Genomic DNA, 23568 nt, shown 5'->3' on the forward strand with positions numbered 1-23568 from the left:
TTCTTCTGAACTTCGCGCCGCTCGCCCATTATTCCTTCTGTGTCGTATCGTCGGTGTTCACCAGAACGCCAAGCGGGAACGCGCCCGGCTGCTTCACCGGCTTGGTGACGATGTAGGTGAAATAGCGCGCCAGACCGACATTCATGTCCAGAAGCCGGTCGACCAGACGCTGATAGGTATCGATATCGCGGGCGATGATCTGCAAAATATAGTCGAAACCGCCGCCGACAGCCCAGCAACCGGTGATTTCATCGATCTCCTGAACGCTGCGCTCGAATCGCTGGAAGTCTTCGGCGCGGTGGCCGGCAAGCTCCGCCGCCATGAAGACGGCGATGTGCGGGGCGAGCTTCGCCAGCGCCACTTCGGCGCGGTAACCGGTGATGATCCCCGCCTTTTCAAGGCGTTTCAGCCGCTCCCAGCAGGGGGCGGGCGTCAGGTTCACCCGTTCGGCCAGCGCCGCCTTGGAGATGCGGCCTTCCCTTTGAAGGATACCGAGGATTTTGAGATCGCGGTCGTCGAGCTTGAGCATGGTCAGCTCTGGATCGTCGTACCGGCTCCCGCTGTCAAGGCCCGTTCACGCGCCAGGGTGGCGATGGCCGTGTCCTGCGCGCCGGTTCCGGTGAGGTCGCAAATGGTGATCTGGTCGTCTCCGGTGCGACCGGTTCTGGCTCCGGTCACGATCTCGCCGAGCTCTGCGGGCGTGCCGCCATTCCAGTCGCCGGCACGGATCGCTGCCGCCAGTTCGCCCAGTTTTTCGCACTGGCTCACACGGTCGGCGACATAGAGATCGGCGCGGGAAAGCGCTGCCGGCTGCAACTCGTTCTTGCCTTCCTGATCGGACCCCATGGCCGTGACGTGAAGGCCCGGATGAAGCCAGTCGGCCATCAGAACCGGGGCGCGCGCGGGCGTGGTGGTGACGACAAGCTGGCTTTCGGCAACGAGACGGGCCGGGTCTGCTTCAGCTTTCACGTCGATGCCGAGGGTTTTGGCCAGATCGGCTGCGCAGGCTTCTGCCTTTTCTGCATCGCGCCCCCAGACGAGAAGACGGGAGAAGGGGCTTACCTGATGGGCGGCGATCATTTGCAGGCGGGCCTGCACACCGGTTCCCATGACGCCGGCGGTCTCGACACTCGACGGGGCCAGATGGCGGGCGGCGACCGCGCCGGCGGCAGCGGTGCGCACATCGGTGAGAAAGCCATTGTCGAGCAGAAGCGCTTCCACCAGCCCGGTTTTTGCCGAAAACAGGATCATCAGGCCATTGAGGCTCGGCAGGCCGATCTTCGGATTGTCGAAGAAGCCGGGGCTGACCTTGATGGCGAACCCGTCGAAGCCGGGAATATAGGCGGTCTTCACATCCACCTCGCCATGAACCTGCGGAATGTCCATGGACAGGATGGGCGGCATGATGACCGCGCCCGAGGCGAGCGCGCGGAAGGCGTTTTCCACCACGTCGATCGCTTCGAGGTCGAGCCGGACGGCCTTGCGCAGATCGGCTTCGGTCAGAACGAGAATGTCATGCGGCATGGATGTGTCCCTTGAGCGTTGTGTCGCCGAGCTGCACCGCCCGGCCAGACACGATGTCGGTGAAAACCTGCATGTCGACATTGCGCCCGGTTATGAGCGTGGCCGTGGGGCCGGGGTGCCTGCCCAGCCTGCCGGAAAGCAGTGCGGCCGCGCCCACAGCACTTGCGCCTTCGCAGACCAGCCGGTCTTCATGGTAGTGCACCTGCATGGCGCGGTAGATTTCTTCTTCGCTGACGAGGATCACCTCATCGAGGAAATCGCGGCAGAGCGCGAAGGAATGGCGGTTTTCGAGCCCGATGCCGCCGCCGAGCGAATCGGCAAGGCTCGCCATTTCGGTGACTGCCACCGGTTTTCCGGCCGCAAGCGAGGCGTGCATGGCCGCGCCGTGCTCCATGGTGATGCCGACGACCCGGATCGATGGCTTGATCGTCTTGAGCGCAAAGGCGATGCCGCCCGCAAGACCGCCGCCGGACAGCGGGATCAGCACGGTCTCAAGGTCCGGGCGCTGTTCCAGAAGCTCAGGCCCGATCGTGCCCTGGCCGGCGATCACATGGAGATCGTCAAAGGGCGATATCTCGTGGAATCCCTCTTCCTCGGCGAGGCGGCGGCTTTCCACCTGCGCCTCGTCCTGGCTCTTGCCGATGATCCGCGCTTCCGCGCCCAGAGCGCGGATGCCGGCAAGCTTGGCCTCGGGGACGAGGCTCGACATGCAGATAACAGCCCGGAAGCCGCGCGCACGGGCGGCATAGGCGACGGCCCGGCCGTGATTGCCGGTCGAGCAGCAGGTGACGCCTTTCGTGCTCTCCGGCAGGCTCAGGACGGCGTTCGCCGCGCCGCGCAGTTTGAAGGCGCCGGTCGCCTGACCGATTTCGAGCTTCAGGAGAACATCGTCACCGGCGATGGCGCTGAGACAGGGCGAGGGCGGCAAAGGCGTGTCGAGCGTGGCGATGCCGGCAATGCGTTTACGGGCGGCCAGAATGTCTGCAAGGGTGAGCGACGTCATTTGGGCGCGACCGGAATGCGTGAGGTCGTGTGACACATGAAAAGGCCCCCCCCGTGATGCGCGCCCCGTGATGCGCGAATACTTGATGATCAGAGGATTTGTACACATCATCATCCGGGTGGAGAATAGAACAACGACATTTGATGTCGTTTCTGTGCGATTCAGGCGTTCAAAAATGTGATGATGGATTAGTTGTACACAAGGTGGGAGAGCCTGATCGGTGTACGGTTTGTCCGGGTGCGTCAGCGTCCGGCTTTTCTCAGGTGGAGGAACCATGCCAGCAGCCGAAATGCCCTTCAGCGCGCAGGAATATGCCGCGCGTCTGGAAAAGACCCGCAACGCCATGGAGGCGAAGGGTATCGACGTTCTCTTCGTGGAAGATCCGTCCAATATGGCCTGGCTCACAGGCTATGATGGCTGGTCGTTCTACGTCCATCAGGGCGTGATCGTCTTCAAGGATGCCGATCCGATCTGGTGGGGCCGCGCCATGGACGGAAACGGCGCGGTGCGCACCGTCTACATGGATGATGAGAGGGTGCTGCGCTACCCGGATCACTATGTGCAGGCCAACACGTTGCATCCCATGCAGCATCTGGCGGAAATCCTGCGCATTCACGGCTATGGCAATCAGCGCATCGGCGTGGAGCTGGAGAATTATTACTTCTCCGCCAAGGCCTATCTGGTTTTGAAGGAAGAACTGCCGAACGCCACCTTCGTCGACGCGACGGCGCTGGTGAACTGGCAGCGCGCGGTGAAATCCGAAGAGGAAATCGTCTTCATGCGCCGGGCGGCGCGGATTTCGGAGAAGATGATCGACGGCATTGTCGAACGCATCGAGCCGGGTCTCAAGAAGAACGACCTGGTGGCCGAGATCTATGCGGACGCCATTCGCGGCGTGGATGACGACTGGGGCGAATATCCGGCCATCGTGCCGCTTCTGCCGACGGGCTCCGATGCGGCCGCACCACACCTGACCTGGGACGGGCGACGGTTCGAGCAGGGGCATGCGACCTTCTTCGAGATCGCCGGCTGCTATCGCCGCTACCACGCGCCGCTCTGCCGCACCGTGTTTCTCGGCACGCCGCCGCAGCACATGCTGGATGCGGAAAAGGCGCTGGTGGAAGGCATCGAGGCCGGGCTTGAGATCGCACGACCGGGCAACCGCGCAGGCCAGATCGCCGATGCGCTCTATGGCGCGCTGGAGCGGGCCGGCATCACGCGTGACGGGCGCTGCGGTTATCCGATCGGCATTTCTTATCCGCCGGACTGGGGCGAGCGCACAATTTCGCTGCGCCGCGAGGACGAGACGGTGCTGGAAGCCGGCATGACCTTCCATTTCATGCCGGGCCTGTGGATGGCCGACTGGGGGCTCGAAATCACCGAGAGCATCCTGATCACGGAAGACGGTCCGGCCGAGGCGCTGTGCCGCCGTCCGCGCGAACTGATCGTGAAGTCGTGATCCATGCGCACTGAAAGGCTTGATAACACGACCCGCATTCTGGCCGATCTGGTGGGGTTTCCCACCATTTCGGCAGAGAGCAATCTGGAACTGATCGCCTATGCCAGCGAAATGCTGAGCGCATTGGGCGCGCGGCTTTCGGTGACGCTGGATGAAAGCGGGCACAAGGCGAACCTGTTCGCCACGCTCGGGCCGGAGGGCGATGGCGGCATCGTCCTCTCCGGCCATTCCGATGTCGTGCCGGTGGACGGACAGGACTGGACCGGCGATCCGTTTGCGCTGCGCATGGGCGACGGCAATCTCTATGGGCGCGGCACATGCGACATGAAGGGGTTTATCGCCTGCTGTCTCGCCATGGCCCCGCACTTTGCCGGTCTCGACCTGAAACGGCCGCTGCATTTTGCCTTCACCTATGACGAGGAGGTGGGGTGCTTCGGTGCGCGGGCGCTGGTGGAGGAGCTGGAACGGGCCGAAATCCGCCCGTCCGTCGCCATTATCGGCGAGCCGACCATGATGCGCATCATCGAGGGGCACAAGGGCTGTTTTGAATACACGACCGAGTTCCGTGGCCTTGCGGGCCATGCCTCGGGGCCGGAGCGCGGGGTCAATGCGGTCGAATATGCGGTGCGCTATATCACGCGCCTGATGGCGATTGCCGAGGAACTCAAGACGCGGGCGCCGCTCGGCAACCGGTTTGACCCGCCCTGGACGACGCTTCAGGTGGGGACGATCTCGGGCGGTGCTGCGCGCAACGTGATTGCCGATCACTGTTCTGTGGAATGGGAGATGCGGCCTGTGCGCAACGAGGATGCGGACTTTGTAAAAGACCGCATTCGCGCCTATGCAGAGCTGGAACTGAAACCGGCGATGCGCGCCGTGTTTGAGGACGCCGACATCGTGACCCATGTGATCGGCGAAGTGGACGGGCTGGAGCCGGTGACCGAATCCGAAGCGCGGCAGATCGTTTCGGAGCTGACCGGTCTTACCGAAGCGGAAGTGGTGGCGTTCGGCACGGAGGCCGGGCTCTTCCAGAAGGCGGGCATCTCGTCCGTCATCTGCGGGCCGGGTTCCATCGAGCAGGCCCACAAGGCGGACGAGTTCGTTTCCATCGAACAACTCGACCAGTGTCTTGGGATGCTCGAGCGGCTGGGAAAAAGGATGAGCTGAGGACGATGGAGCAAAAACGATGACAGGCGAGGGACGGGCGCGGTTCGAGCGGATCTATGCGCTGCTGCGCTCCCGGATCTGTCTTCTGGATTACCCGCCGGGCATGCGGCTGCGTGAAGAAGACCTCGCGGAGGAATTCGAAACCAGCCGCACGCCGATCCGGCGCGTTCTGGCGCGGCTTGAAGACGAAGGCTATGTGCGCTCGGTGCACGGTGTTGGCACGATGGTGACCGATATCGACAGCGCCTCGCTCGAGCAGGTCTACCGGCTGCGCGTGGAGCTTTCCGAACTGATCGGCCGGCTTTCGCCCATCGTGCCGGACGCGGAGACCATCGAGGCTTTCGATGTCATGCGGCGGCGCTGCGAGGCGCTGGCGAAAGCGCCGGACCAGCGCACCTTCGCGCAGCTCAACATGGATTTTCTGGATCTCCTGATGACGCTCACGGAGAACGAGCCGCTGCGGGAGTTTTCCGAACGGCTCTACTACCAGACCACGCGCTTCTGGCTGAAGACGGTGGCCGGTCTTGAGCGCCATGAAGAAGCGCTTGCCAGCGAAACGGACTATTTCCTGCGCGAAATCTCAGACATCGCCACGGCGGTTTCGTGCGGGGCGCTGGAAACGGTCGGGCAGGTGCGCCGGGCGCATGTGGCGATGAGCTATGCAAGGCTCAAGGCGCGTGCGCGCGGCGATGTGCTGCCCGACGAGGTTTAGGCGCAGTGAGTGGCTCTCTCAAGCTTCGGCCTCTTGCGCAAGGGCGCTGAGGTCTGGCAGGTCCGAGGCTCCGCCAACACGCATCACGGCTTCAGCGCCACATCGATTGCCCGCTTCAAGGCACTGTTTTAGCGGCAGTTTCGCAAGCCAGGCGTCGATGAAGCCAGCGTTGAATGCGTCGCCCGCACCGGTGGAATCGATTACATCCACGGGCTTTGTCGGTGCGGAAACGGTTTCCTCCGCCGTGATGGCGATGGAGCCATCCGGCCCACGCTTCACGATTGTGAGCGGGGCCGGCGGGGTTGCCGCCTTCAGAATGCCAAGCCGCTCTGCTTCCGTCTCGTTGGGAAGGAAGATGTCCACGGCGGAAATCAGCCCGGCCAGATCGTCGCGCGCGAGCACCGCATCGTCCCAGGAGCAGTCCAGCGAAATGGACAGGCCCGCCGAACGCGCCTTCTCGATGAGGTCGGGCGCTTCGACCAGCGTGGCAAGCTCGCCGATGTGGAGATGCGCAAACGCGCCGCTCGCAACTGCCGCATCGAAAGCCCCGGGTACGGCGGGGCCGGCGCGGCGCGTCAGGAAGGCGCGTTCCAGGCCCGACGCCATGGCGACCGTGATTTGCGGATCGAGATTGGCCGGGGTTTCCTCCGATGCCGAAAGGTCGACGCCGCTTGCCTCAAGGTCGGCCATCAGGGCGCTGGCAAAGGGGCCGGATGGAAGCGCCGAGGCGAGCGAAACCGGGCGGCCGAGAGCGGCCACATAGGCTGCGGTGATGAACGCGCCGCCACCGGGCTTGATCGACAGGCCGCCGGCGAACACCTCTTCGCCGAGTGTCGGCATCTTCGGCAGTTCGGTGAAGATAAGGTCGCAGTAAAGTCGGCCCACACTCAAAACGCGGCCCGAGCGTTTGGCTCGCGTCACGGCAGGGCCTCCCCGGATTTCGCGTCGAAGAGATGCATCTCGCCGGCGCTTGCCGTCAGGTTGACCGTCTCGCCGGGCTTCGGCGGCTCGCGGCCGGACGCCTTGGCGATCACTTCGTAGCCATTCACGCCGACATAGACCAGCGTGTCCGCGCCAAGCGGCTCGACGATGTTGACCTTGCCGGAGAAGAGGCCCTTGTCGCCGGTCACGACCAGATCGTCCGGACGCACGCCGACCACCACGTCAGCGCCTTCGGCGGCCTTGCGGTGGGGCAGTTCGATGCCGAGACCGTCGCCGAGCTTCACGCCATTGCCATTCCAGGTGCCCGGCAGCATGTTCATGGAGGGAGCGCCGATGAACTGGGCGACAAAGGTGTTTGCGGGCTTGTGGTAGACCTCCAGCGGTGTGCCGACCTGCTGGATATAGCCGTCCTTCATGATCACGATACGGTCAGCCATGGTCATGGCTTCAACCTGGTCGTGGGTCACGAAAATAATTGTGTTTCCAACGCGTTGATGCAGCTTCTTGATCTCAAGCCGCATCTGCGTGCGCAATTGCGCATCAAGGTTGGAGAGCGGTTCGTCGAACAGGAAGACGGCAGGGTCGCGCACCATGGCGCGGCCAATGGCGACGCGCTGCCGCTGACCGCCGGAGAGCTGGTTGGGACGGCGCTCGAGAAGGTCGGTCATGCCGAGAATGGCGGCAACCTCGTCAATGCGCCTGTCCTTGTCCTCTTTCGAGAGTTTGGAGGTGCGCAGGCCGAAACCGATATTCTTGCGCACGGACATGTGCGGATAGATGGCGTAGTTCTGGAACACCATCGCGATATCGCGGTCCTTGGGCTCCAGATTGTTGACCAGGCGGTCGCCAATGTGGATCTCGCCGCCGGTAACCTCTTCGAGGCCGGCGATCATGCGCAGCGTCGTGGATTTGCCGCAGCCCGAAGGGCCGACGAAGACGACGAATTCGCCATCCGCCACATCGAGGTCGATGCCGTGCAGCACCTCGACCTTGCCATAGGTTTTGACGAGTTTGCGAAGGTTGAGTGTGGCCAAGGGTCTACTCCTGCAAGAGTGCGCCAAAGGCGGCGTCGAGCGCGGCCCCGGCATTGGCAGCGCGGGCAAGGGCCGCGGCCTGTTGTTCTGAAAGGCTGGCAAGCGTGGCGCGGTAGGTTTCAAGCGCCTCGTTCATGGCTTTGGGCGCGGGGCCGCCGAAACGTTCGCGCACCGTCACGAAATGACGCGCGCTGACGGCTTCGCCATAGGCTGCGCGGTCGAGCGTGCTGTCGCGGCCGGTCAGGCCCGTAAAGGCTTCGGAGAACGCCTCGAAGCCTTCGCCGAGCGGCTTGCCGGCGGCAATGACGGCGCGGGCCGTGGCGGCTGCGATCTCATGCGCCTGCCGGAAGGACAGGTTCTCGCGGCGCACCAGCGTATCGGCCAGTTCCGTCACGGTGATGCAGGCGGCGTCGATGTTTCTGGCCACGCGCTCGCCATCGATGGAAACGGCGCTGATCAGGGCTGCCAGAAGGTCGAGCGCGCGCGCGCCGCTCTGGAAAGCCGCATAGCCGGCCACCTGAACCTCGCCCTCACTGTCATTCATGTCGGTGAACGGCGTGTTGTGCATCGTGTTGACGACCGCATCGGCCCGGCCGCAGGTCATGGAAGCGAGGTGGCGCAGGTGCTCGATGGGCACCGGATTGCGCTTCTGCGGCATGATCGAGGAGATCTGCACGAGGCTGCCGGGCACATGGAGCTGTCCCACCTCGAAGGCCGACCAGAACTGCATGTCCTGGATCAGGCGGCCAAGATGCAGGAAGGTCAGCTTCATCGCGCTGTAGAGGCCGGTGACATAGTCGACCGAGGCGATGCAGCCATAGGAATTGCGCAGCGGCTCGGAGAAGCCCAGCAGATCAGCCATGCGGGCGCGATCAATGGGGAAGCCGCTGGTGGTGATTGCGGCAGCGCCCATCGGGCAATGGTCGATATTGGCGCGCGCGGCCTGAAGGCGCTCGATGTCGCGCAGAAGCACTTCGACGGCCGCCGACAGATAGTGGCCGAAGGTCGAGGGCTGTGCCGGCTGGCCGTGCGTGTAGGCAACGATCAGCGTGTCGCGCTCGGCTTCAGCCTTGGCGATCAGGGCGGAGGCGAGGGCCTGCGCCTTTTCGATCAGCGTGTCGGCATGGGCCTTCAATGTGAGCTTGAAGACCGTATGGTCCATGTCGTTGCGCGAGCGGGCCGTGTGCAGCATGCCGGCGAGATCCGGTCCAAGCCGCTTCTTCAGCTCGGCCTCGACGAGGAAGAAATAGTCTTCCACCTCGCCGGTATAGGTGAGGGCGTCGACATCGACCGTCTCGTCGATGTCGATCAGCGCGCCGGCGATGCGGGCGGCGTCCTCACGCGTCAGGATGCCCGTTTCGGTGAGCATCACCAGATGCGCCCGGTTGATGGCGCGGAACGCACCCACATAATTGGCCTTCACGCCTTCAAAGAGCGGCGCAAGCACCGTGTCCTTGTAGACGGGATGGGGAAATTTCTCGTTGAGACTCATCGTTCACTTATCCCTTGAGGCCGGCCATGACGACACCACGGATGATGAAGCGCTGGAAGATCAGGAAGACGACCAGCGTCGGCAGCGTGGAGATGGCAGCACCCGTCATGATCAGCTCCCAGGCCACGTCCACCTCGTCGCCAAAGCTCGAGAGGCCGACCGGCAGCGTGTACATCTCGGCAGAGTTGGTGACGATCAGCGGCCAGATGAAGGCGGTCCAGTTGCCGAGGAAGACGAAGATCGCCAGGGCGGCAAGGGCGGGGCGCACGAGCGGCATGGCCACCTGCCACCAGATCTGGAATTCGTTCAGCCCGTCGATGCGCGCAGCCTCCAGGAAATCGTCGGGAACGGTCTCGAAGAACTGCTTCATGAGGAAGGTGCCGAAGGCGGTCATGACGCCCGGGAACATGATGCCCCAATAGGTGTCGAGCCAGCCAAAACTCTTGCTCATGAGATACCACGGGATGACCAGCATCTCGGTCGGGATCATCAGCGTCGACAGGATGGCGATGAAGACGAGATAGCGGCCGGGGAACTTGAACTTGCAGAGCGCGTAGCCAACCAGCGCGTCGAAGAAGACGGCCGACACGGTGGTGAGGATGGCAATGACCAGCGAGTTGATGAACCAGCCGTAGAAGCGTCCGTCTTCGAGAACATAGGTGTAGTTCTCGATTGTCGGCTCTTCGGGGATCAGGTTCAGATTGTAGACCTCGAAGGGAAATTTCAGCGAGGTCGAGATCATGAACACGATCGGCATGACCATGAGGATGCCGCCGCCGAACAAGAGCACCCAGCGGATGAACTGGCCCATATTGCGCCGTGAATTGCGCGAGGAGCCGGAGAAGAGCGCGTCCGTGGACGCTTTGACTGCAATGTCCTGACTGGCCATGTCAGCTATCCTTCAGGAGACGAAGCTGGATCAGGCTGACGACCAGCAGAATGGTGAAGAGAACAACGGTCTGCGCGGCTGCGTAGCCCATGTTGAAGCCGTTGAAAGCGGTGTCGTAGATCAGGAGCACCAGTGGCTTGGTGGAGTTCAGCGGACCGCCCGGATTGTTGGTGGTCATGTTGAACACCTGATCGAAGATCCGCAGGAAGCCGATCGAGGAGAAGACGACCAGGAACACGATGGTGGGCTTGAGGAGCGGAATGGTGATTTCCGTCAGCACCGTCCAGGTGGAGACGCCATCGATGCGGGCTGCCTCGTAATAGCTCTGTGGAATGGCGCGCAGGCCGGCCATGAAGATGATGACCTGAAAGCCGAGACCCGCCCATACGGCCGGTGCGAGCACCGAAGGCAGGGCGTTGGTGGTGGAACTCAGGAATTCGATCTGCGCAAAGCCTAGGCTGGCCAGGAAATTGTTGAACACGCCGATGGGAACCGGCTGGTAGAACCAGCGCCAGACCCAGGCCATCGCCACCGCGCTCGTCATGAAGGGCAGGAAGTACAGTGCACGGATCGTGCCGTGCATGAACCGCACCTTGTCGAGGTGATAGGCAATGATGAAAGACAGGACGAGGCTGATCGGCGTGCCGAGGATCAGATACATGAAGGTGTTCTTGAACACTTTCCAGAAGACCGGATCGCTGAACAGCTTTGCGTAGTTTTCCAGTCCGACGAATTTGCGGTCGCCAAGCAGGTTCCATTCCTGAAAGGAAAGAACGAAGGCGTTGGCCGTCGGATAGAAACGGATGACGACGTAGAAGAGAACGGGGAGGGCGAGGAAAGCCCAGGCCCAGACGATCTGCTTCTGCGGTATGGATAGGTTTTTGTAAAAGCGCATGGCCCCGTCCCGGTCGGCGCCAGAGTGTCTTCGCCCGTGCCGAAGCCCGCGAAACCACCCTGTCTGTCTGTCTGTCGATGCGTCGATGCGAAGCCGGATGTGTTCACCCGGTAGCAGAAAACGCTGAAAGGGCGTCCGAACATGGTCCGGACGCCCGACAGGCCTTATTTGTTGTAATACTCGTCGAGGATTTTCTGCTCTTCCCCGGCGGCCTGGGAGACGCTCTCTTCAAGCGCCTGACCCTGCAGCTCGATGCGCTGCATCATGTCCACCATCGTCTGGCGCTGGGCGCTCTCATTGGCGAAGACCGTGGTCTTTGCGTATTCGAGACCCTTGATGAAGGGGCCGTAGACGGGGTGGTTGACATTCTCGTCGGTCATTGCGGCAGAGGGTTTGGCCGGAAGCTCGCCAACGGTTTCGAGCCAGATCTGCATGGCTTCGTCGGAGGTGAGGTATTCCATGAACTTGACCGCCGCATCGAACTTCTCGCCTTCCGCCTTGGAGGTGATGGCGTTCACCCAGTAGGAGGAATAGTTCGACTTGGTGCCGTCAGGACCGGCCGGCAGCTCCGCCACGCCCCATTTGAGGCCGCGCACGTTTTCCAGCGCGCCGATGCGGAAGGAGCCGTCGATGTGCATGCCGGCGCGGCCCGCCTTGAAGGCTGCCTGCGGCTCGTCCATGAAGGCAGCCTTGGTGACGCCGTGCTTGGCCTGCAGGTCGTTGTAGAAGCCGAAAGCCTTGAGACCGGCTTCGTTTTCGTAGTTCACCTTCTTGTAATCATCGAGATAGGGCTCGCCGCCGAACTGGCGGATGAGCACTTCACGGATCCAGTGATGGTCCTGCGCGGTCATGCCGGTGGTGATGCCGACGGCGGTAAGGTTTCCGGCGCCGTCCTTTTTGGTCAGCTTCTTTGCCGCCTCGACGAACTCGTCGAGATTGGCCGGCGGGTTCTCGATACCGGCCTCATCGAACATGCGCTCATTGTAGAAAAGCGCCAGCGAACGCACGGCCGTCGGCAGCGCCCAGTAGCTGTCGCCCATCCGCATCGCCTTGACCATGGGGAAGAACTCTTCCTCGATCTTCTCCGGCGGGAAGGTGTCGGCCGGCAGCGGCTGGATCAGCTCTGCCTCGACATAGTCGTTCAGCCAGCCATAGAACAGCTGCACAACGTCCGGACCCTGGCCGGCCGGAATGGCGGCGGCAACCTTGGTGCGATAGCTGTCATAGGGGAAATGCGTCATCTTGACGGTGATGTCGGGATTGGCCGCCTCGAAATTCTCGATCAGTTGGTCCATCGCCTTGACGCGGGCGTCGAAGAAGTACTGCCAGTATTCGATCTCGACAGCCGAAGCGCTGGTGGCCGCAGCCGTAAGCGCTGCCGTCGCAGCACCCAGGATGTAAGTCCGTAACCTGTGCAATTTCATTTTACTCGCTCCCTTTGACCGCCAGCCGCCTCTTTCCGGCTGGTTTCGGCATTCACCCTCAGATCGGCCATCCGGTAATGACAGCCGGCTCATTCGTTAACGATTAACTCAATCAAGTTGAATGTTCAAGTAAGTTGAATTAATAAGCCTGTATGAAGATTGTCCACCCACGCCGCATCGTCGGATCGAACGCTGAACGCACCCGTCTGCACAATCGACAGGTGGTGCTTGGGCATGTGCGTGAGCGCCAGCCCATCGGGCGCGCCGAGATCGCGCGCATTTCGGGACTTTCCACGCAGGCGGTGAGCAACATCATCGCGGAGCTGGAGGAGGACGGTTTCATCGTCGAGGCCGGTCGCCAGTCGGCGGGCCGGGGGCTTCCGGTCCTGCAATACCGGCTGAACGGGGATGGCGCGGCGGCGCTCGGCATCGAGGTGCGGCCGGATGCCATGTTCGGCGCGCTGGTGAACCTTGCTGGCGAGACGCTTTTCACGACGCGCGAAGCCCTGCCAAAGAACGATCCGAAGACGGTTGCAGATGTGGCCCGGCGCATCAGGACGGTGGCGCTCCATGGCCGGAATGCGGAAAAGCAGGACATTCTGGGCGCTGGCGTCGTCATGCCGGGCCCGTTCGGAAAGGTCGGCATTTCCGGTGCCGGTCAGACAGCCCTGCATGGCTGGGAGGAGACGGACCCCGTCGCGCTGTTTGAGGATGCGCTCGACATGGCGGTCGTGGTCGAGAACGACGCCACCGCCGCAGCCGTTGCCGAGCGCGTGCGCGGCGTTGCATCGGGGCTCAGGACTTTCTGCTTCATCTATTTCGGCGCGGGTCTCGGCCTTGGCGTCGTCAATGATGGCGAGGTGCAGCGCGGCGCATTCGGCAATGCGGGCGAGATCGGTCATGTGATCGTGACGCCGGGTGGACGCCAGTGCGCCTGCGGCAACAAGGGCTGTCTGGAAACCTATGCGAGCCGCATTTCCGTGCGCTCCAAACTGGCCTGTGCCGGCGTCGAGATCGACAGCGCGACCGACATCGAGAAGCTTTATGAAGCAGGCAATCCGCATCTGATGGAGTGGATCGGCGAGGCGGCCGGCCCGCTCTCGCAGGCCATCGGCATGATCGAGAACCTGTTCGATCCGGAAACCGTCATTCTCGGCGGGGCGATGCCCGACGAAGTGCTCGATCACCTGATCGGCGCGCTGCATCTGCCCGGCGGCTCGGTTGCGGCCCGTGAGGGGCGCGTTTCTCCGCGCGTGCAGCGCGGCGCATGCGGCCGCCTGACGGCCGCCCTTGGCGGGGCAGCCCTCGTCATCCACGACACCATTACCCCGCGCATTGCCGCGAAGACTTGATAATTTCCGGGAGGTTTGGAATGCCCTTGTCCGATCAGGAGCGTATTGACGCGCAGATGCGCAACCCGCGTATCGTCCAGCTGTGGCGCGCGCTGGCGCCGCTGAAATCCTGCGTCTCCTTCATGAATACGGGCGCGCATCCCGATGACGAGACGTCCGAGATGCTGGCAGCGCTCGGTTTGCGGGACGGCGTGGCGCTGTCATTCGCCTGCGCCAATCGCGGCGAGGGCGGGCAGAACGCCATCGGCTCGGAAGTCACGCATGATCTGGGTGTGGTGCGCACTGCCGAGATGGAGCGCGCCGCCGATGTGCTGAACCTCAATCTCTACTGGCTTTCCGAAACGCCGGACGACGCCGTCTTCGATTTCGGTTTTTCCAAGAGCGGCAAGGAAACGCTGGGCAAATGGGGACGTGAACGCACGCTCAAGCGTTTCGTCGAGATCATACGCACCGAACGCCCGGACATCATCTGCCCGACTTTCCTCGACATTCCGGGCCAGCACGGCCATCACCGGGCGATGACGGAACTGGCGCATGCGGTGATGGACGCGGCGGCTGATCCGGCGTTTCCCGATGTGGATCTGCCGGTATGGCAGGTGAAGAAGCTCTATCTGCCGGCATGGTCCGGTGCGGGCGACGCCTATGATGACGATCTGCCGCCACCGAGCGCCACGCTGACGGTGAAAGGCGGCGGCGAAGACCCGGTGACGGGCTGGAGCTGGGCGCAGATCGGCGAGCAGTCACGCGTGTTCCATCGCACGCAGGGCATGGGCCGCTGGGTCGCGCATGGCGCGCCGAACGACTGGCCGCTCCATCTGGTGCGCTCGGAGGTTTCCGGCCCGGATGACAGTGTGACGGACGGCCTGCCGGTCACGCTGATCGATTTGGCGGCGTTTGCCGGTGCTCCGGAAATCGCCGCGCAACTTGTAACTGCGCATGAGGCCTGCATGGCGGCCATTGCCGCTTTCCCGAACAGGGAGAGCGTGGCGCGAAAGGCGGCCTCGGCACTCAGGGCCGTTCGCGAGGCGCGCGATGCCTGCCCGGCGCACGCCCATGACGAGGTGCAGCACCGCCTTGCCGCCAAGGAAGTTCAGCTTTCGCACGTGATGCGGATCGCAAGCGGGGTGCAGGTGCGCGCTGCACTTGAGCGCGACATTCTGCGCCCTGGCGAGAGCGTGGCGCTGACCATCGAGAGCGCCGGACCCGTGGCGGAAGTGACGCCCGTCGTGCCGGAGGGCTGGCGCGCTGCCGATGGCCTCGTCCATGTGCCGGAGGATGCGCAACCCACCGACTGCTATCCCGCGCATTATCTGCCGGGCAGGGCGCGCCTGCCTGCGGTGCGTGTGGGCGTGACCATTGACGGGGTTTCGGCGGAAACGCTCCTGCCGCTCGAGCGCGCGCCGGTGGTTCTGCCCGCGCGCTCGGCCACGCTTGCGCCTGACCGGGCGCTGATCAATGTTGCAGCGAGTGCGCGCACGATCGATCTGCGCGTTTCGGAACTCCATCCGGCGCAGGCGGAAACCGCGCTGGAACTGCCGGACGGCTGGACTGCATCGTCGGTGACGGGGGGGGTGCGGGTTACAGCGCCTGAGGCCATTGCGCCGGGGCTCTATGAACTGCCGCTGGAGATTGACGGTCAGACGGCCGAAACGGTTCACCGGTTCGATTATCCGCATATCGGCGCGCGGGCGCGCGCCTTTCCGGCCAAGCTCTCCGTGCGGGTGCTCGACGTGGCGCTGCCGGATGTGCGTGTCGGCTATGTGGGCGGCGGCAATGACCGCGTCGGACTGTGGCTGCGCGCACTGGGGCTCGATGTCACCGACATGAGTGATGAGGCGCTGACGGCTGAGGGGCTGAAGGACATCGACACGCTGGTGGTGGGCATTTTCGCCATGCGCGCCCGTCCGGCGCTTAAAGAAGCGATGCCCGCGGTGAAAGCCTGGGTGGAGGATGGCGGCAATCTGGTCACGCTCTATCACCGCCCGTGGGATGCGTGGGATCCGGAGACGGTGCCGCCGCGCCGGCTGGAGATCGGCAAACCGTCGCTGCGCTGGCGGGTGACGGATGAGAATGCCGAGGTGACCCATCTCGCGCCCGGACATCCGCTGCTCAACACGCCGAACCGCATCACGGATGAGGACTGGAAGGACTGGCACAAGGAGCGCGGGCTTTATTTCGCCAAGAGCTGGGACGAGGCCTATGAACCGCTTCTGTCCATGGCTGATCCGGAAGAGGAAGCGCATAAGGGCGCGCTTCTCTCGGCGCGGATCGGCAAGGGGCGGCACACCCATGCGGCGCTGATCCTGCATCACCAGATGGAGAAACTGGTGCCCGGCGCGTTCCGCCTGATGGCGAACCTTCTGGCGCGGCCGTGAGTGCGCCTGCCACGGCAAAGGACAATCTGCGCGCCGGGGCCTGGCTTCTGGCGGATATGGGGCTCAACATCTGGGCCATATCCATCGTCAAGGCGCTGGGCGCGGGCTATCCGCCGTGGCAACTCGTTTTTCTCAGGGCACTGGTCGGGTTCTGCCTGATCCTGCCGTGGCTGGCGCGTCAGCGGCAGGTTCTGTGGTCGATCGACCGCGTTCCGCTGCATCTGTTCCGGGTGTTCCTGTCGGCCGTGGCGCTGACGGGCGGCTTCTACGCCGTCGCGCATCTGCCGCTGGCGCTTTACATGACCATGAATTTTACGCGGCCCGTCGTGCTGGTGGCGCTTTCCGCGCTGATCCTGCGCGAGGCGGTGTCCGGTTCGCGCTGGCTTGCGGCGGGGCTGGGGCTCGTCGGCGCGTTCATCGCTGCAAGCCCCGGCAATGTGGAATGGACGCCGGCCCTGCTCGCGGCGCTGGCCGCCGTTCTGGCAGGCACGGGGGCGATCATCGTCACACGCCAGCTCAAGGGCACGCCGCCGGTTGTGATGATGCTGTTCTATACGGGCGGGCTGGCGCTGACCACCGCCTGGCCGGCCATTTCGGGCTGGCAGGACGTGGCGGCCGGTCACTGGCCGTTTCTGCTGGCGGTCGGCGTTTTCTCGCAGGCCGCACAGTTCTGTTTTCTGCGGGCGCACTGGCTTGGCGATGCGGGGTTTCTGGGACCACTCGGCTATTCGAGCCTGATCCTGTCGGGCGTGGTGGGCTATGTCTTCTTCGGTGAGGTGCCCAGCCTCAACACGGTGATCGGCGCGGCCATCATCGTTTCGGCCACTGCCTTTCTCACATTGAGGACGGCGCGGCTGAGAAGCCACGCCGCCTCTGGCAGTTGAAGCCTGTAAGCGCCGATCAATCGGGATCGGCGCCTTCGGCAATCGCCTCGTCGGCGATCTTGGGACGGAAGTAGCGACCGACGATCAGCGGCATGACGAAGCCGATGATGGCGAAGGACCAGAGCCCGATGGCGAGCCACGAGTTGAACAGCATCGTCCAGTCGCCGTCATGAATGGTCATCGCGCGGCGCAGGTTCTTCTCCATCTGGTCGCCCAGAAGAACGCCGAGGATGATCGGCACCAGCGGCACGTCGAGCTTGCGCAGAACCCAGCCCAGAACGCCGAAGGCGATCATCACCAGAAGGTCGAAGGTGGAGCCGGAAATGCCGTAGATGCCGACGAAGGAGATCATCGCCACGGCGGGCATCAGATACCGGGTCGGGATCAGCAACACGCGCACGAACAGCGACACCAGCGGCAGGTTCATGGCCAGAAGCATGATGTTGCCGATGAAGAGCGCGGCGATCAGGCCCCAGACCACATCCGGGTTCTGCTGGAAGAGCAGGGGGCCGGGGGTGATGTTGAGCGCGAGCAGCATGGCGAGCAGGACGGCGGTGGTGCCGGAACCGGGAACGCCGAGCGCCAGCATGGGCACCAGCGCGCCGCCGGCGGCCGAGTTGTTGCCGGCCTCGGGCGCTGCCACGCCGCGCGGATCACCCTTGCCGAACGTGCCGTTGCGGTCGGAGATGCGCTTCTCGAACGTGTAGGAGATGAAGGAGCCGAGTGAAGCGCCTGCGCCCGGCAGAACACCGGCGATGAAGCCGAAGACCGTCGAACGGCCCATGGCCGGAATGGTTTCGCGCACCATCTTCCAAGGCGGCACGATGCGGCCCACCTTGACCACCTTGTCGTCTGCACCGCCGCCGGCGCGGTGTTCGAGGAAGATGAACACTTCCGAAAGCGCGAACAGGCCGACAATGGCGACGAGGAAGTCGATGCCGTCATAAAGATGCACTTCGCCGAAGGAAAAGCGCGGAACTCCGGTCTGGCCATCGACGCCGATGGTGGCGATGCCAAGGCCCAGAACCGCGGCCAGCGCCGCCTTGGCCTGATTGCGGCTGGCGATGCCGCCAAGCGTGGCGAAGGCGAGCACGAACAGCGCGAAATACTCGGCCGGACCGAACAGGAGCGCGACCTTGACCAGCTGCGGCGCGAGGAAGACGAGGCCCCAGGTGGCGAAGAACGCGCCGACGAAGGATGCAAGACCGGAGATGGCGAGCGCTTCGCCGGCCTTGCCGGCCTTGGCCATGGGGTGGCCGTCAAGCGTTGTCATGAGGGCCGGTTCATCGCCTGGAATGTTGAGCAGGATCGATGAGATGCGGCCACCATACATCGCGCCATAATAGACGCTGGTCAGCAGGATGAGCGCCGGTGTGGCCGGCAGGCCGAGGGTGAAGGCGAGCGGAATGAGGATCGCAACGCCGTTTGAAGGGCCGAGCCCCGGCAGCGCGCCGATGATGGTGCCGAGAAAGCAGCCGATCAGCGCCAGCATGAGGTTCTGCCAGGTCAGTGCGACGGCAAAGCCGTCTGCCAAAGAGGCTAGTGTGTCCATGATAGGGCCTCCCGTCTCAGAAGCCCCAGGGGCCGCGTGCAAGCGACAGCCCCAGGACGAGATGGAAAATGACATAGATGCCGACGGCGATCACAACGCCGGCGATGATGGCGGAAACGGGGTGCGACCCCAGACGCCAGGAAAGGTAGCTCGCTGCGATGGCCGTGCAGAGCACGAAGCCATATTCCTTCAGGAACAGCGCATAGGCGATCATCACGGCGGTGGCGACGCCGATTTCAAACAGCCGCGCGAAGCCTGGCCATTCCGGCTCGGTGTCCGGCTTGATAATGATGACCACGCTGGAAATCGCGAGCACGGTACCGATCATGTAGGGAAAGGCCTTGGGGCCAAACGGATCGGATATGAAGCTCAGTTCGATCTGCGTCGCCTGCCACATATAGAAGGCGGCGAGGAGGAAACCGAAAACGCCGAAGATGCGGTCGCTCATGACAGACGTGTTCCCCTGATTGTTCTTGATACAATTCGGGCCTGTGGGGTGTCCCGACAGGCCCGATTAGGTTCGCTCGTGCGTTACTTCACGATGCCGATCTGTTTGGACAGATCGGTGATGGAATCGATGGATTCCTTCACGAAGGCCTGGAATTCCGCGCCCTGCAGGTCGAGCGGTGCGAGACCATTGTTGGCCATGACCTCTTTCCACTCGTCAGAGGCATAGACCTTGCTGACGGCGTCGACCCAGTAGTCATAGGCTTCGTCCGACATGTTGCCGGGGGCATAGAAGCCGCGCCAGTTCGCACCGATCACGTCGATGCCCTGTTCCTTCGCCGTGGGGAAGGAGGAGAAATCGCCTTCAAGACGCTCGGGCGCCATGACGGCAATGACCTTGATGTCGCCGGAATCGACGAAGCCCTTGGCTTCCGAAGCATCGCCCGTGAACGCCTGCACGGAGCCGGCGAGGAGCTGGGTAACCGCTTCACCGCCACCGTCAAAGGCGACATATTTGACCTGACGGACATCCTCGATGCCGGACTTGGAGGCGGCGATCAGAACCTTCAGATGATCCCAGCCGCCCACGGCAGAACCGCCGGCCACAGAGACGGAGGACGGGTCCGCCTTGATCTTGTCCATCAGCTCGGGGAGCGTGTTGATGGGCGAATCCTTGGCGACGGCGATCACGCCGTAATCAGCGCCGACTGCGCCGACCCAGCGCACCTGATCCATCGTGTTGCCGGGGAACGCGCCCTGGGCGAGACGGGTGGCGGTTGCCGAGGAGGCGGCGACAATCAGATTGTTCTCGTCATTGCGCTTGCCGACGACTTCGGCAAAGGCCACACCACCGCCGCCGCCGGCGACATTGGCGACCTGCATGGTGCCGGGAACAAGCTTCAGGTCCTGAAGCGTCTTGCCAACCTGGCGGCAGGTGAAGTCCCAGCCGCCGCCCGGATTTGCAGGCGCGATGCACTCGGTGTTGTTGGGATCGAACGCGAACGCCGACAGGCTGGACGCAAGTGTGACCACGGCCGCAAGGCCAAGCAGCTTCTTCATGGAATTCCTCCTGTTAAGCAGTTCCGCCGCATGGTGGACGGAACTCTCCTCAAACCTGTTTTTTAACCGCTGTCCTCCCGGAAACCGGAGCGGTGCGCCAATGAGATTGTTCTCATGACGATGGAGAGCCTATAGGGTGTCCCTGTCACAAAGCTGTCAAAGTCGGGAAAAATGCATTTCTTGATCGTCGAAGACACACGCGATGTCGCAGAAGCCATTGAAAGAAGGCTGGAAAAGGCCGGTCATGTGAGTGATCGTGCGGAGACGCTGGAAGACGCAAGGCACTTCGTGGCGATGGCGCATCACGACCTTGTCATTCTCGACATCAATCTGCCCGACGGGTCGGGCATCGCGTTTCTGAAAGCGCTGCGGGCTGCGGGAAACCGGGTTCCGGTGCTGGTCCTCACGGCGCGGCTTGCGGTCAACGACAAGATCGATGCGCTCGATCTCGGCGCGGACGACTACATGATCAAGCCGTTTGATCTCGGCGAGCTGGAAGCGCGCATCCGCGCCATCATCCGTCGGCGCAGCGGCGAGGCCGACCGGACGCTTTCGGTCGGAAAACTCACTTTCGACATGGCGGCGCGGCGGGTTCTGATCGACGGGCAGCCCTGTGATCTGACCCGGCGCGAGCAGACGCTTCTGGAGATTTTCCTGACAAACCGGGATCGTGTTCTCGACAAGGAGGATTTGCTCCTGCGCCTGTTCGGCCATGATGATGAGCGCAATCCCAATGCGGTGGAGCTCTATGTCGGGCGGCTGCGGCGCAAGATCGAGGGTTCCGGACTGGAAATCCGCACCTTACGGGGGCTCGGCTATCAGGCGGTGACGATGGAGACGGGCGGCTGATGGCGCATCAGGGGCGCGAGGCTGCGCCCGACCGCAGCCTTTCGATTGCCTATCGACTGGCCATTTCTCTGACTCTGGTGCTCGGGCTCGCCGTGGCAGCGACGATTTATGCGGCCTATGGCTATGGCCGGCAGGCGGCCAACGAAGCCTTCGACCGGCTGCTTCAGGGCGCGGCGCTTCAGATTGCGGAGCGCATTTTCGTGATCGAAGGCGAGGTGCGCGTCGATATCCCCGTTTCGGCGTTCGAGCTTCTCTCGCTTGCCAAGGACGAACGCGTTTTCTACCGGGTCGCGCAGCCGGACGGCGCGACGCTGACGGGCTATGAAGACTTCCCGCTGCCCGAAACTGACGAGATCCCCGAGGGCGGTCTTGCCTATGAAGTGGATTTTGGCGGCGAGCGGGTGCGCGCGCTTGCAACCCTGCGCAGGCTGGCCGAACGGGCGGTGAGCGGCGATATCTACATCGTCGTGGCGCACACCACGGGAAGCCGCGAGCAGCTTGCCCGCAGCATGGCCACACAGGCCGTCGCCGTGATCGCCGGTGCGGGTGTCGCCATTCTGGTTCTGGCGCTTCTGGCCATGCGCTATGCGATGCGCCCGCTGGAGCGCATTCAAACGGCGATCCTTGAGCGTGACCCGCTCGACCTCTCACCCTTTTCCATGCATGCGCCGGACGAGGTGTCGGCGCTGGTCGCCTCCATCAACCGCTTCATGGGGCGGCTCGACCGGCGGGTGCGCGCCATGCAGGACTATGTGGCCGATTCCGCGCATCAGATACGCACCTCGATCACGGCTCTGCGGGCGCATAGCGAGCTGGCGCTGGACGAGGATGATCCAAAGCGCCTGAAGGTTCTGCACCGACGCATCCGCAGCCGCGCCATAGGGCTGAACCGGCTGACCGACCAGTTGCTCAGCCATGCGCTGGTGACACACCGCGCCGACACCGCACCGCTTGAGCCGCTCGACCTGCGGCGCATCGCTGTCGACGCTGAACGCGAGTTCACGCAGCTTGCGGGTGGCGGCAGATCGCGCATCCGTCTCGACTTGCCGGAAGAACCGGTGATGGTGCGCGGCGATGCGTTCAGTCTGGGGGAAGCCGTGAAGAACCTTTTGAACAACGCGCACGCCCATGGAAAGCCGCCCATCGCGCTTGGCGTATCGAGCCATGGCGAACGGGCGCGGGTGACCGTCACGGATCGTGGCGGGGGGCTCTCCGTGCGTGATCCCGTCGAGATCGGCCAGCGTTTTGCGATCAACCCCAACAAGCCGGAAAGTGCGGGGCTCGGGCTCGCAATCGTGCGTGAGGTGGCGGAGTTTCACCATGGCCATATCGCGCTCGATGGCGGGGAGGGCGCGTTCTCCATCAGCCTCGATCTGCCGCTTGCAACACCGGGAGACCAGCCGGCATGATACGCTTCATCCTGTGCGTTTCGGCGCTGTTCGCGCTCCTTCATGCGCTGCCGGCCCACGCCAATGACACGGTGTTCGATGCGCCGGACGGCAAGGCTGAAACGCTGGTTATCGGCAGCGTGACCGATCTCGAACACATCGAACCGCTCATTCGGGAGTTTCAGAGAACCAATCCGACAACAGAGGTCGTCTACCGCCAGATGACCAGCCTCGATCTTTACGGCGCTGCGGCGGAAGCCTGCGAGGAGCGGCGCTTCTTTGCCGATGCGGTGATTTCGTCCGCCATTCCCGAACAGGTGCGCCTTGTGAACGATGGCTGTTCGGAGCCGTTCCGCTTTGCGCTGCCGCCCGACCTGCCGGACTGGGCCTCGTGGCGCAACGAGCTTGTGGGTCTCACCTTCGAGCCCGCGGTGATCGTCTACGACCGGGAAGGGCTGGAACCGGATGAGGTGCCGCGCAACCGTTTCGAGCTGGTCGACCTTCTGCGCCAGACGGAGCGTTTTCGCGGTCGCATCGGCACCTATGACATCGAAAGCTCCGGCGTCGGCTACATTTTCGCCTTCGAAGACGCCGCGCAGGCCTCCACCTGGGGGCGGCTTCTGGAAAGTCTTGGTCAGAACCGGGCGCAGCTTTTCTGTTGCAGTTCCGATGTGATCGACGGCGTGCGGACCGGCCGGCTGGTGCTCGGCTACAATGTTCTGGGGTCCTATGCGCTCGCCCGGCAGCAGGAAGATCCGCGCATCGGCATCATCTTTCCGTCCGATTACACGCTGGCGCTGTCGCGCGCGGCACTGGTCTCGCGCCATGCCCGCAACAAGCGCGCCGCCAATGCGCTGATCGCCCTGGCGCTCAGCGACAAGGGGCAGGAGCTTTTTTCCGGCCCGTCGCGCCTGTTCTCCTCGATGAGCGGGCCTGAAATGCTGGGCAGGATCGATACGGGCGACGGACCGTCTGCCGAGGCGGCGGCCTTCCGGCCCATCGGGCTTTCACCGGCCCTTCTGGTCGGGCTCGATCAGGCAAAGCGCAAGGCGTTTCTCGACCAGTGGCGCAAATCCTTTCGCGCGGGCGGTGGAGAGTAGAAGGCGCGCTATTTGCTTTCC

Annotated in this window: 21 protein-coding genes; 9 read left to right on the top strand and 12 right to left on the bottom strand. The window is 63.4% G+C overall.

From position 1 onward, the window contains the following. Window positions 1–28: 28 nt before the first annotated feature. From NDI72_RS10720 to eutB, 3 genes are read right to left on the bottom strand one after another with little or no spacing between them, the layout of a single operon-like run. Entirely contained in the window at window positions 29–529 is a 501-nt protein-coding gene (locus NDI72_RS10720) for an Lrp/AsnC family transcriptional regulator (RefSeq protein ID WP_206547646.1), read from the bottom strand. 2 nt (window positions 530–531) lie between these two features. Continuing rightward, the gene (locus tag NDI72_RS10725; RefSeq protein ID WP_283800460.1) at window positions 532–1524 is read right to left on the bottom strand and encodes a cyclodeaminase; all 993 of its coding nucleotides are present in this window, start codon (window positions 1522–1524) and stop codon (window positions 532–534) included. Continuing rightward, window positions 1514–2527: a hydroxyectoine utilization dehydratase EutB gene (gene eutB / locus NDI72_RS10730; RefSeq protein ID WP_206545405.1), complete on the bottom strand. Its 1014-nt coding sequence runs from the start codon at window positions 2525–2527 to the stop codon at window positions 1514–1516. Before eutB ends, NDI72_RS10725 begins: the two co-directional genes overlap by 11 nt. A 274-nt stretch (window positions 2528–2801) precedes the next feature. On the opposite strand from eutB, the gene doeA reads away from it, so the two are divergent. Genes doeA through NDI72_RS10745 form a run of 3 tightly spaced genes read left to right on the top strand, consistent with a single transcriptional unit; the run spans window position 2802 to window position 5865 of the window. Next, window positions 2802–3986, top strand: a complete 1185-nt coding sequence (gene doeA, locus NDI72_RS10735; protein WP_113155075.1) for an ectoine hydrolase DoeA — start codon at window positions 2802–2804, stop codon at window positions 3984–3986. Between the two features lie 3 nt (window positions 3987–3989). Beyond that, complete coding sequence (gene argE, locus NDI72_RS10740) at window positions 3990–5153, top strand: acetylornithine deacetylase (protein ID WP_113155076.1); 1164 nt, start codon at window positions 3990–3992, stop codon at window positions 5151–5153. A gap of 19 nt (window positions 5154–5172) precedes the next feature. Then, the gene (locus NDI72_RS10745; RefSeq protein WP_113155077.1) at window positions 5173–5865 is read left to right on the top strand and encodes a GntR family transcriptional regulator; all 693 of its coding nucleotides are present in this window, start codon (window positions 5173–5175) and stop codon (window positions 5863–5865) included. Between the two features lie 18 nt (window positions 5866–5883). On the opposite strand, the gene NDI72_RS10750 is transcribed toward NDI72_RS10745, so the two are convergent. From NDI72_RS10750 to NDI72_RS10775, 6 genes are all read right to left on the bottom strand, one after another. Next, window positions 5884–6786 carry a carbohydrate kinase family protein gene (locus tag NDI72_RS10750; protein ID WP_206993456.1) on the bottom strand — a complete coding sequence of 301 codons (903 nt, stop codon included), beginning with the start codon at window positions 6784–6786 and terminating at the stop codon, window positions 5884–5886. Beyond that, on the bottom strand, window positions 6783–7841 hold the full coding sequence (locus NDI72_RS10755; RefSeq protein ID WP_283800461.1) for an ABC transporter ATP-binding protein: 1059 nt from the start codon (window positions 7839–7841) through the stop codon (window positions 6783–6785). The genes NDI72_RS10750 and NDI72_RS10755 overlap by 4 nt, the downstream gene beginning before the upstream one ends. Before the next feature lie 4 nt (window positions 7842–7845). Then, complete coding sequence (gene argH / locus NDI72_RS10760) at window positions 7846–9333, bottom strand: argininosuccinate lyase (protein ID WP_283800462.1); 1488 nt, start codon at window positions 9331–9333, stop codon at window positions 7846–7848. 7 nt (window positions 9334–9340) lie between these two features. Beyond that, window positions 9341–10144, bottom strand: coding sequence for a carbohydrate ABC transporter permease (locus NDI72_RS10765; protein ID WP_371685977.1), 804 nt, complete (start codon window positions 10142–10144; stop codon window positions 9341–9343). A gap of 79 nt (window positions 10145–10223) precedes the next feature. Then, entirely contained in the window at window positions 10224–11117 is an 894-nt protein-coding gene (locus NDI72_RS10770; protein WP_206545400.1) for a carbohydrate ABC transporter permease, read from the bottom strand. A gap of 164 nt (window positions 11118–11281) precedes the next feature. Next, window positions 11282–12541, bottom strand: coding sequence for a sugar ABC transporter substrate-binding protein (locus tag NDI72_RS10775; RefSeq protein WP_204360810.1), 1260 nt, complete (start codon window positions 12539–12541; stop codon window positions 11282–11284). A gap of 152 nt (window positions 12542–12693) precedes the next feature. Here NDI72_RS10775 and NDI72_RS10780 point away from each other — a divergent pair, with 152 nt between their 5' ends. The 3 genes from NDI72_RS10780 to NDI72_RS10790 are packed head-to-tail and all read left to right on the top strand — an operon-like array spanning window position 12694 to window position 17152. After that, on the top strand, window positions 12694–13893 hold the full coding sequence (locus NDI72_RS10780; protein WP_113155083.1) for an ROK family transcriptional regulator: 1200 nt from the start codon (window positions 12694–12696) through the stop codon (window positions 13891–13893). Window positions 13894–13913: 20 nt separating this feature from the next. Next, window positions 13914–16268: a PIG-L family deacetylase gene (locus NDI72_RS10785; protein WP_283800463.1), complete on the top strand. Its 2355-nt coding sequence runs from the start codon at window positions 13914–13916 to the stop codon at window positions 16266–16268. Beyond that, complete coding sequence (locus NDI72_RS10790) at window positions 16265–17152, top strand: DMT family transporter (RefSeq protein ID WP_283800464.1); 888 nt, start codon at window positions 16265–16267, stop codon at window positions 17150–17152. The genes NDI72_RS10785 and NDI72_RS10790 overlap by 4 nt, the downstream gene beginning before the upstream one ends. Window positions 17153–17168: 16 nt before the next feature. On the opposite strand, the gene NDI72_RS10795 is transcribed toward NDI72_RS10790, so the two are convergent. From NDI72_RS10795 to NDI72_RS10805, 3 genes are all read right to left on the bottom strand, one after another. Beyond that, window positions 17169–18704: a tripartite tricarboxylate transporter permease gene (locus tag NDI72_RS10795; RefSeq protein WP_206545396.1), complete on the bottom strand. Its 1536-nt coding sequence runs from the start codon at window positions 18702–18704 to the stop codon at window positions 17169–17171. A gap of 16 nt (window positions 18705–18720) precedes the next feature. Next, on the bottom strand, window positions 18721–19152 hold the full coding sequence (locus tag NDI72_RS10800) for a tripartite tricarboxylate transporter TctB family protein (protein WP_283800465.1): 432 nt from the start codon (window positions 19150–19152) through the stop codon (window positions 18721–18723). 83 nt (window positions 19153–19235) lie between these two features. After that, complete coding sequence (locus NDI72_RS10805) at window positions 19236–20210, bottom strand: Bug family tripartite tricarboxylate transporter substrate binding protein (protein WP_113155088.1); 975 nt, start codon at window positions 20208–20210, stop codon at window positions 19236–19238. Between the two features lie 171 nt (window positions 20211–20381). Here NDI72_RS10805 and NDI72_RS10810 point away from each other — a divergent pair, with 171 nt between their 5' ends. The 3 genes from NDI72_RS10810 to NDI72_RS10820 are packed head-to-tail and all read left to right on the top strand — an operon-like array spanning window position 20382 to window position 23547. Beyond that, window positions 20382–21059 (top strand): response regulator transcription factor, encoded by a 678-nt coding sequence (locus NDI72_RS10810; RefSeq protein WP_113155089.1) that lies wholly within the window; start codon window positions 20382–20384, stop codon window positions 21057–21059. Next, window positions 21059–22468 (top strand): sensor histidine kinase, encoded by a 1410-nt coding sequence (locus tag NDI72_RS10815; protein ID WP_283800466.1) that lies wholly within the window; start codon window positions 21059–21061, stop codon window positions 22466–22468. Before NDI72_RS10810 ends, NDI72_RS10815 begins: the two co-directional genes overlap by 1 nt. Beyond that, window positions 22465–23547 carry an ABC transporter substrate-binding protein gene (locus tag NDI72_RS10820; RefSeq protein ID WP_206547636.1) on the top strand — a complete coding sequence of 361 codons (1083 nt, stop codon included), beginning with the start codon at window positions 22465–22467 and terminating at the stop codon, window positions 23545–23547. The genes NDI72_RS10815 and NDI72_RS10820 overlap by 4 nt, the downstream gene beginning before the upstream one ends. Window positions 23548–23568: the final 21 nt, after the last annotated feature.

This window comes from Nitratireductor sp. GZWM139, from assembly GCF_030068685.1.
In the GTDB taxonomy this organism is placed as follows: domain Bacteria; phylum Pseudomonadota; class Alphaproteobacteria; order Rhizobiales; family Rhizobiaceae; genus Nitratireductor; species Nitratireductor aquimarinus.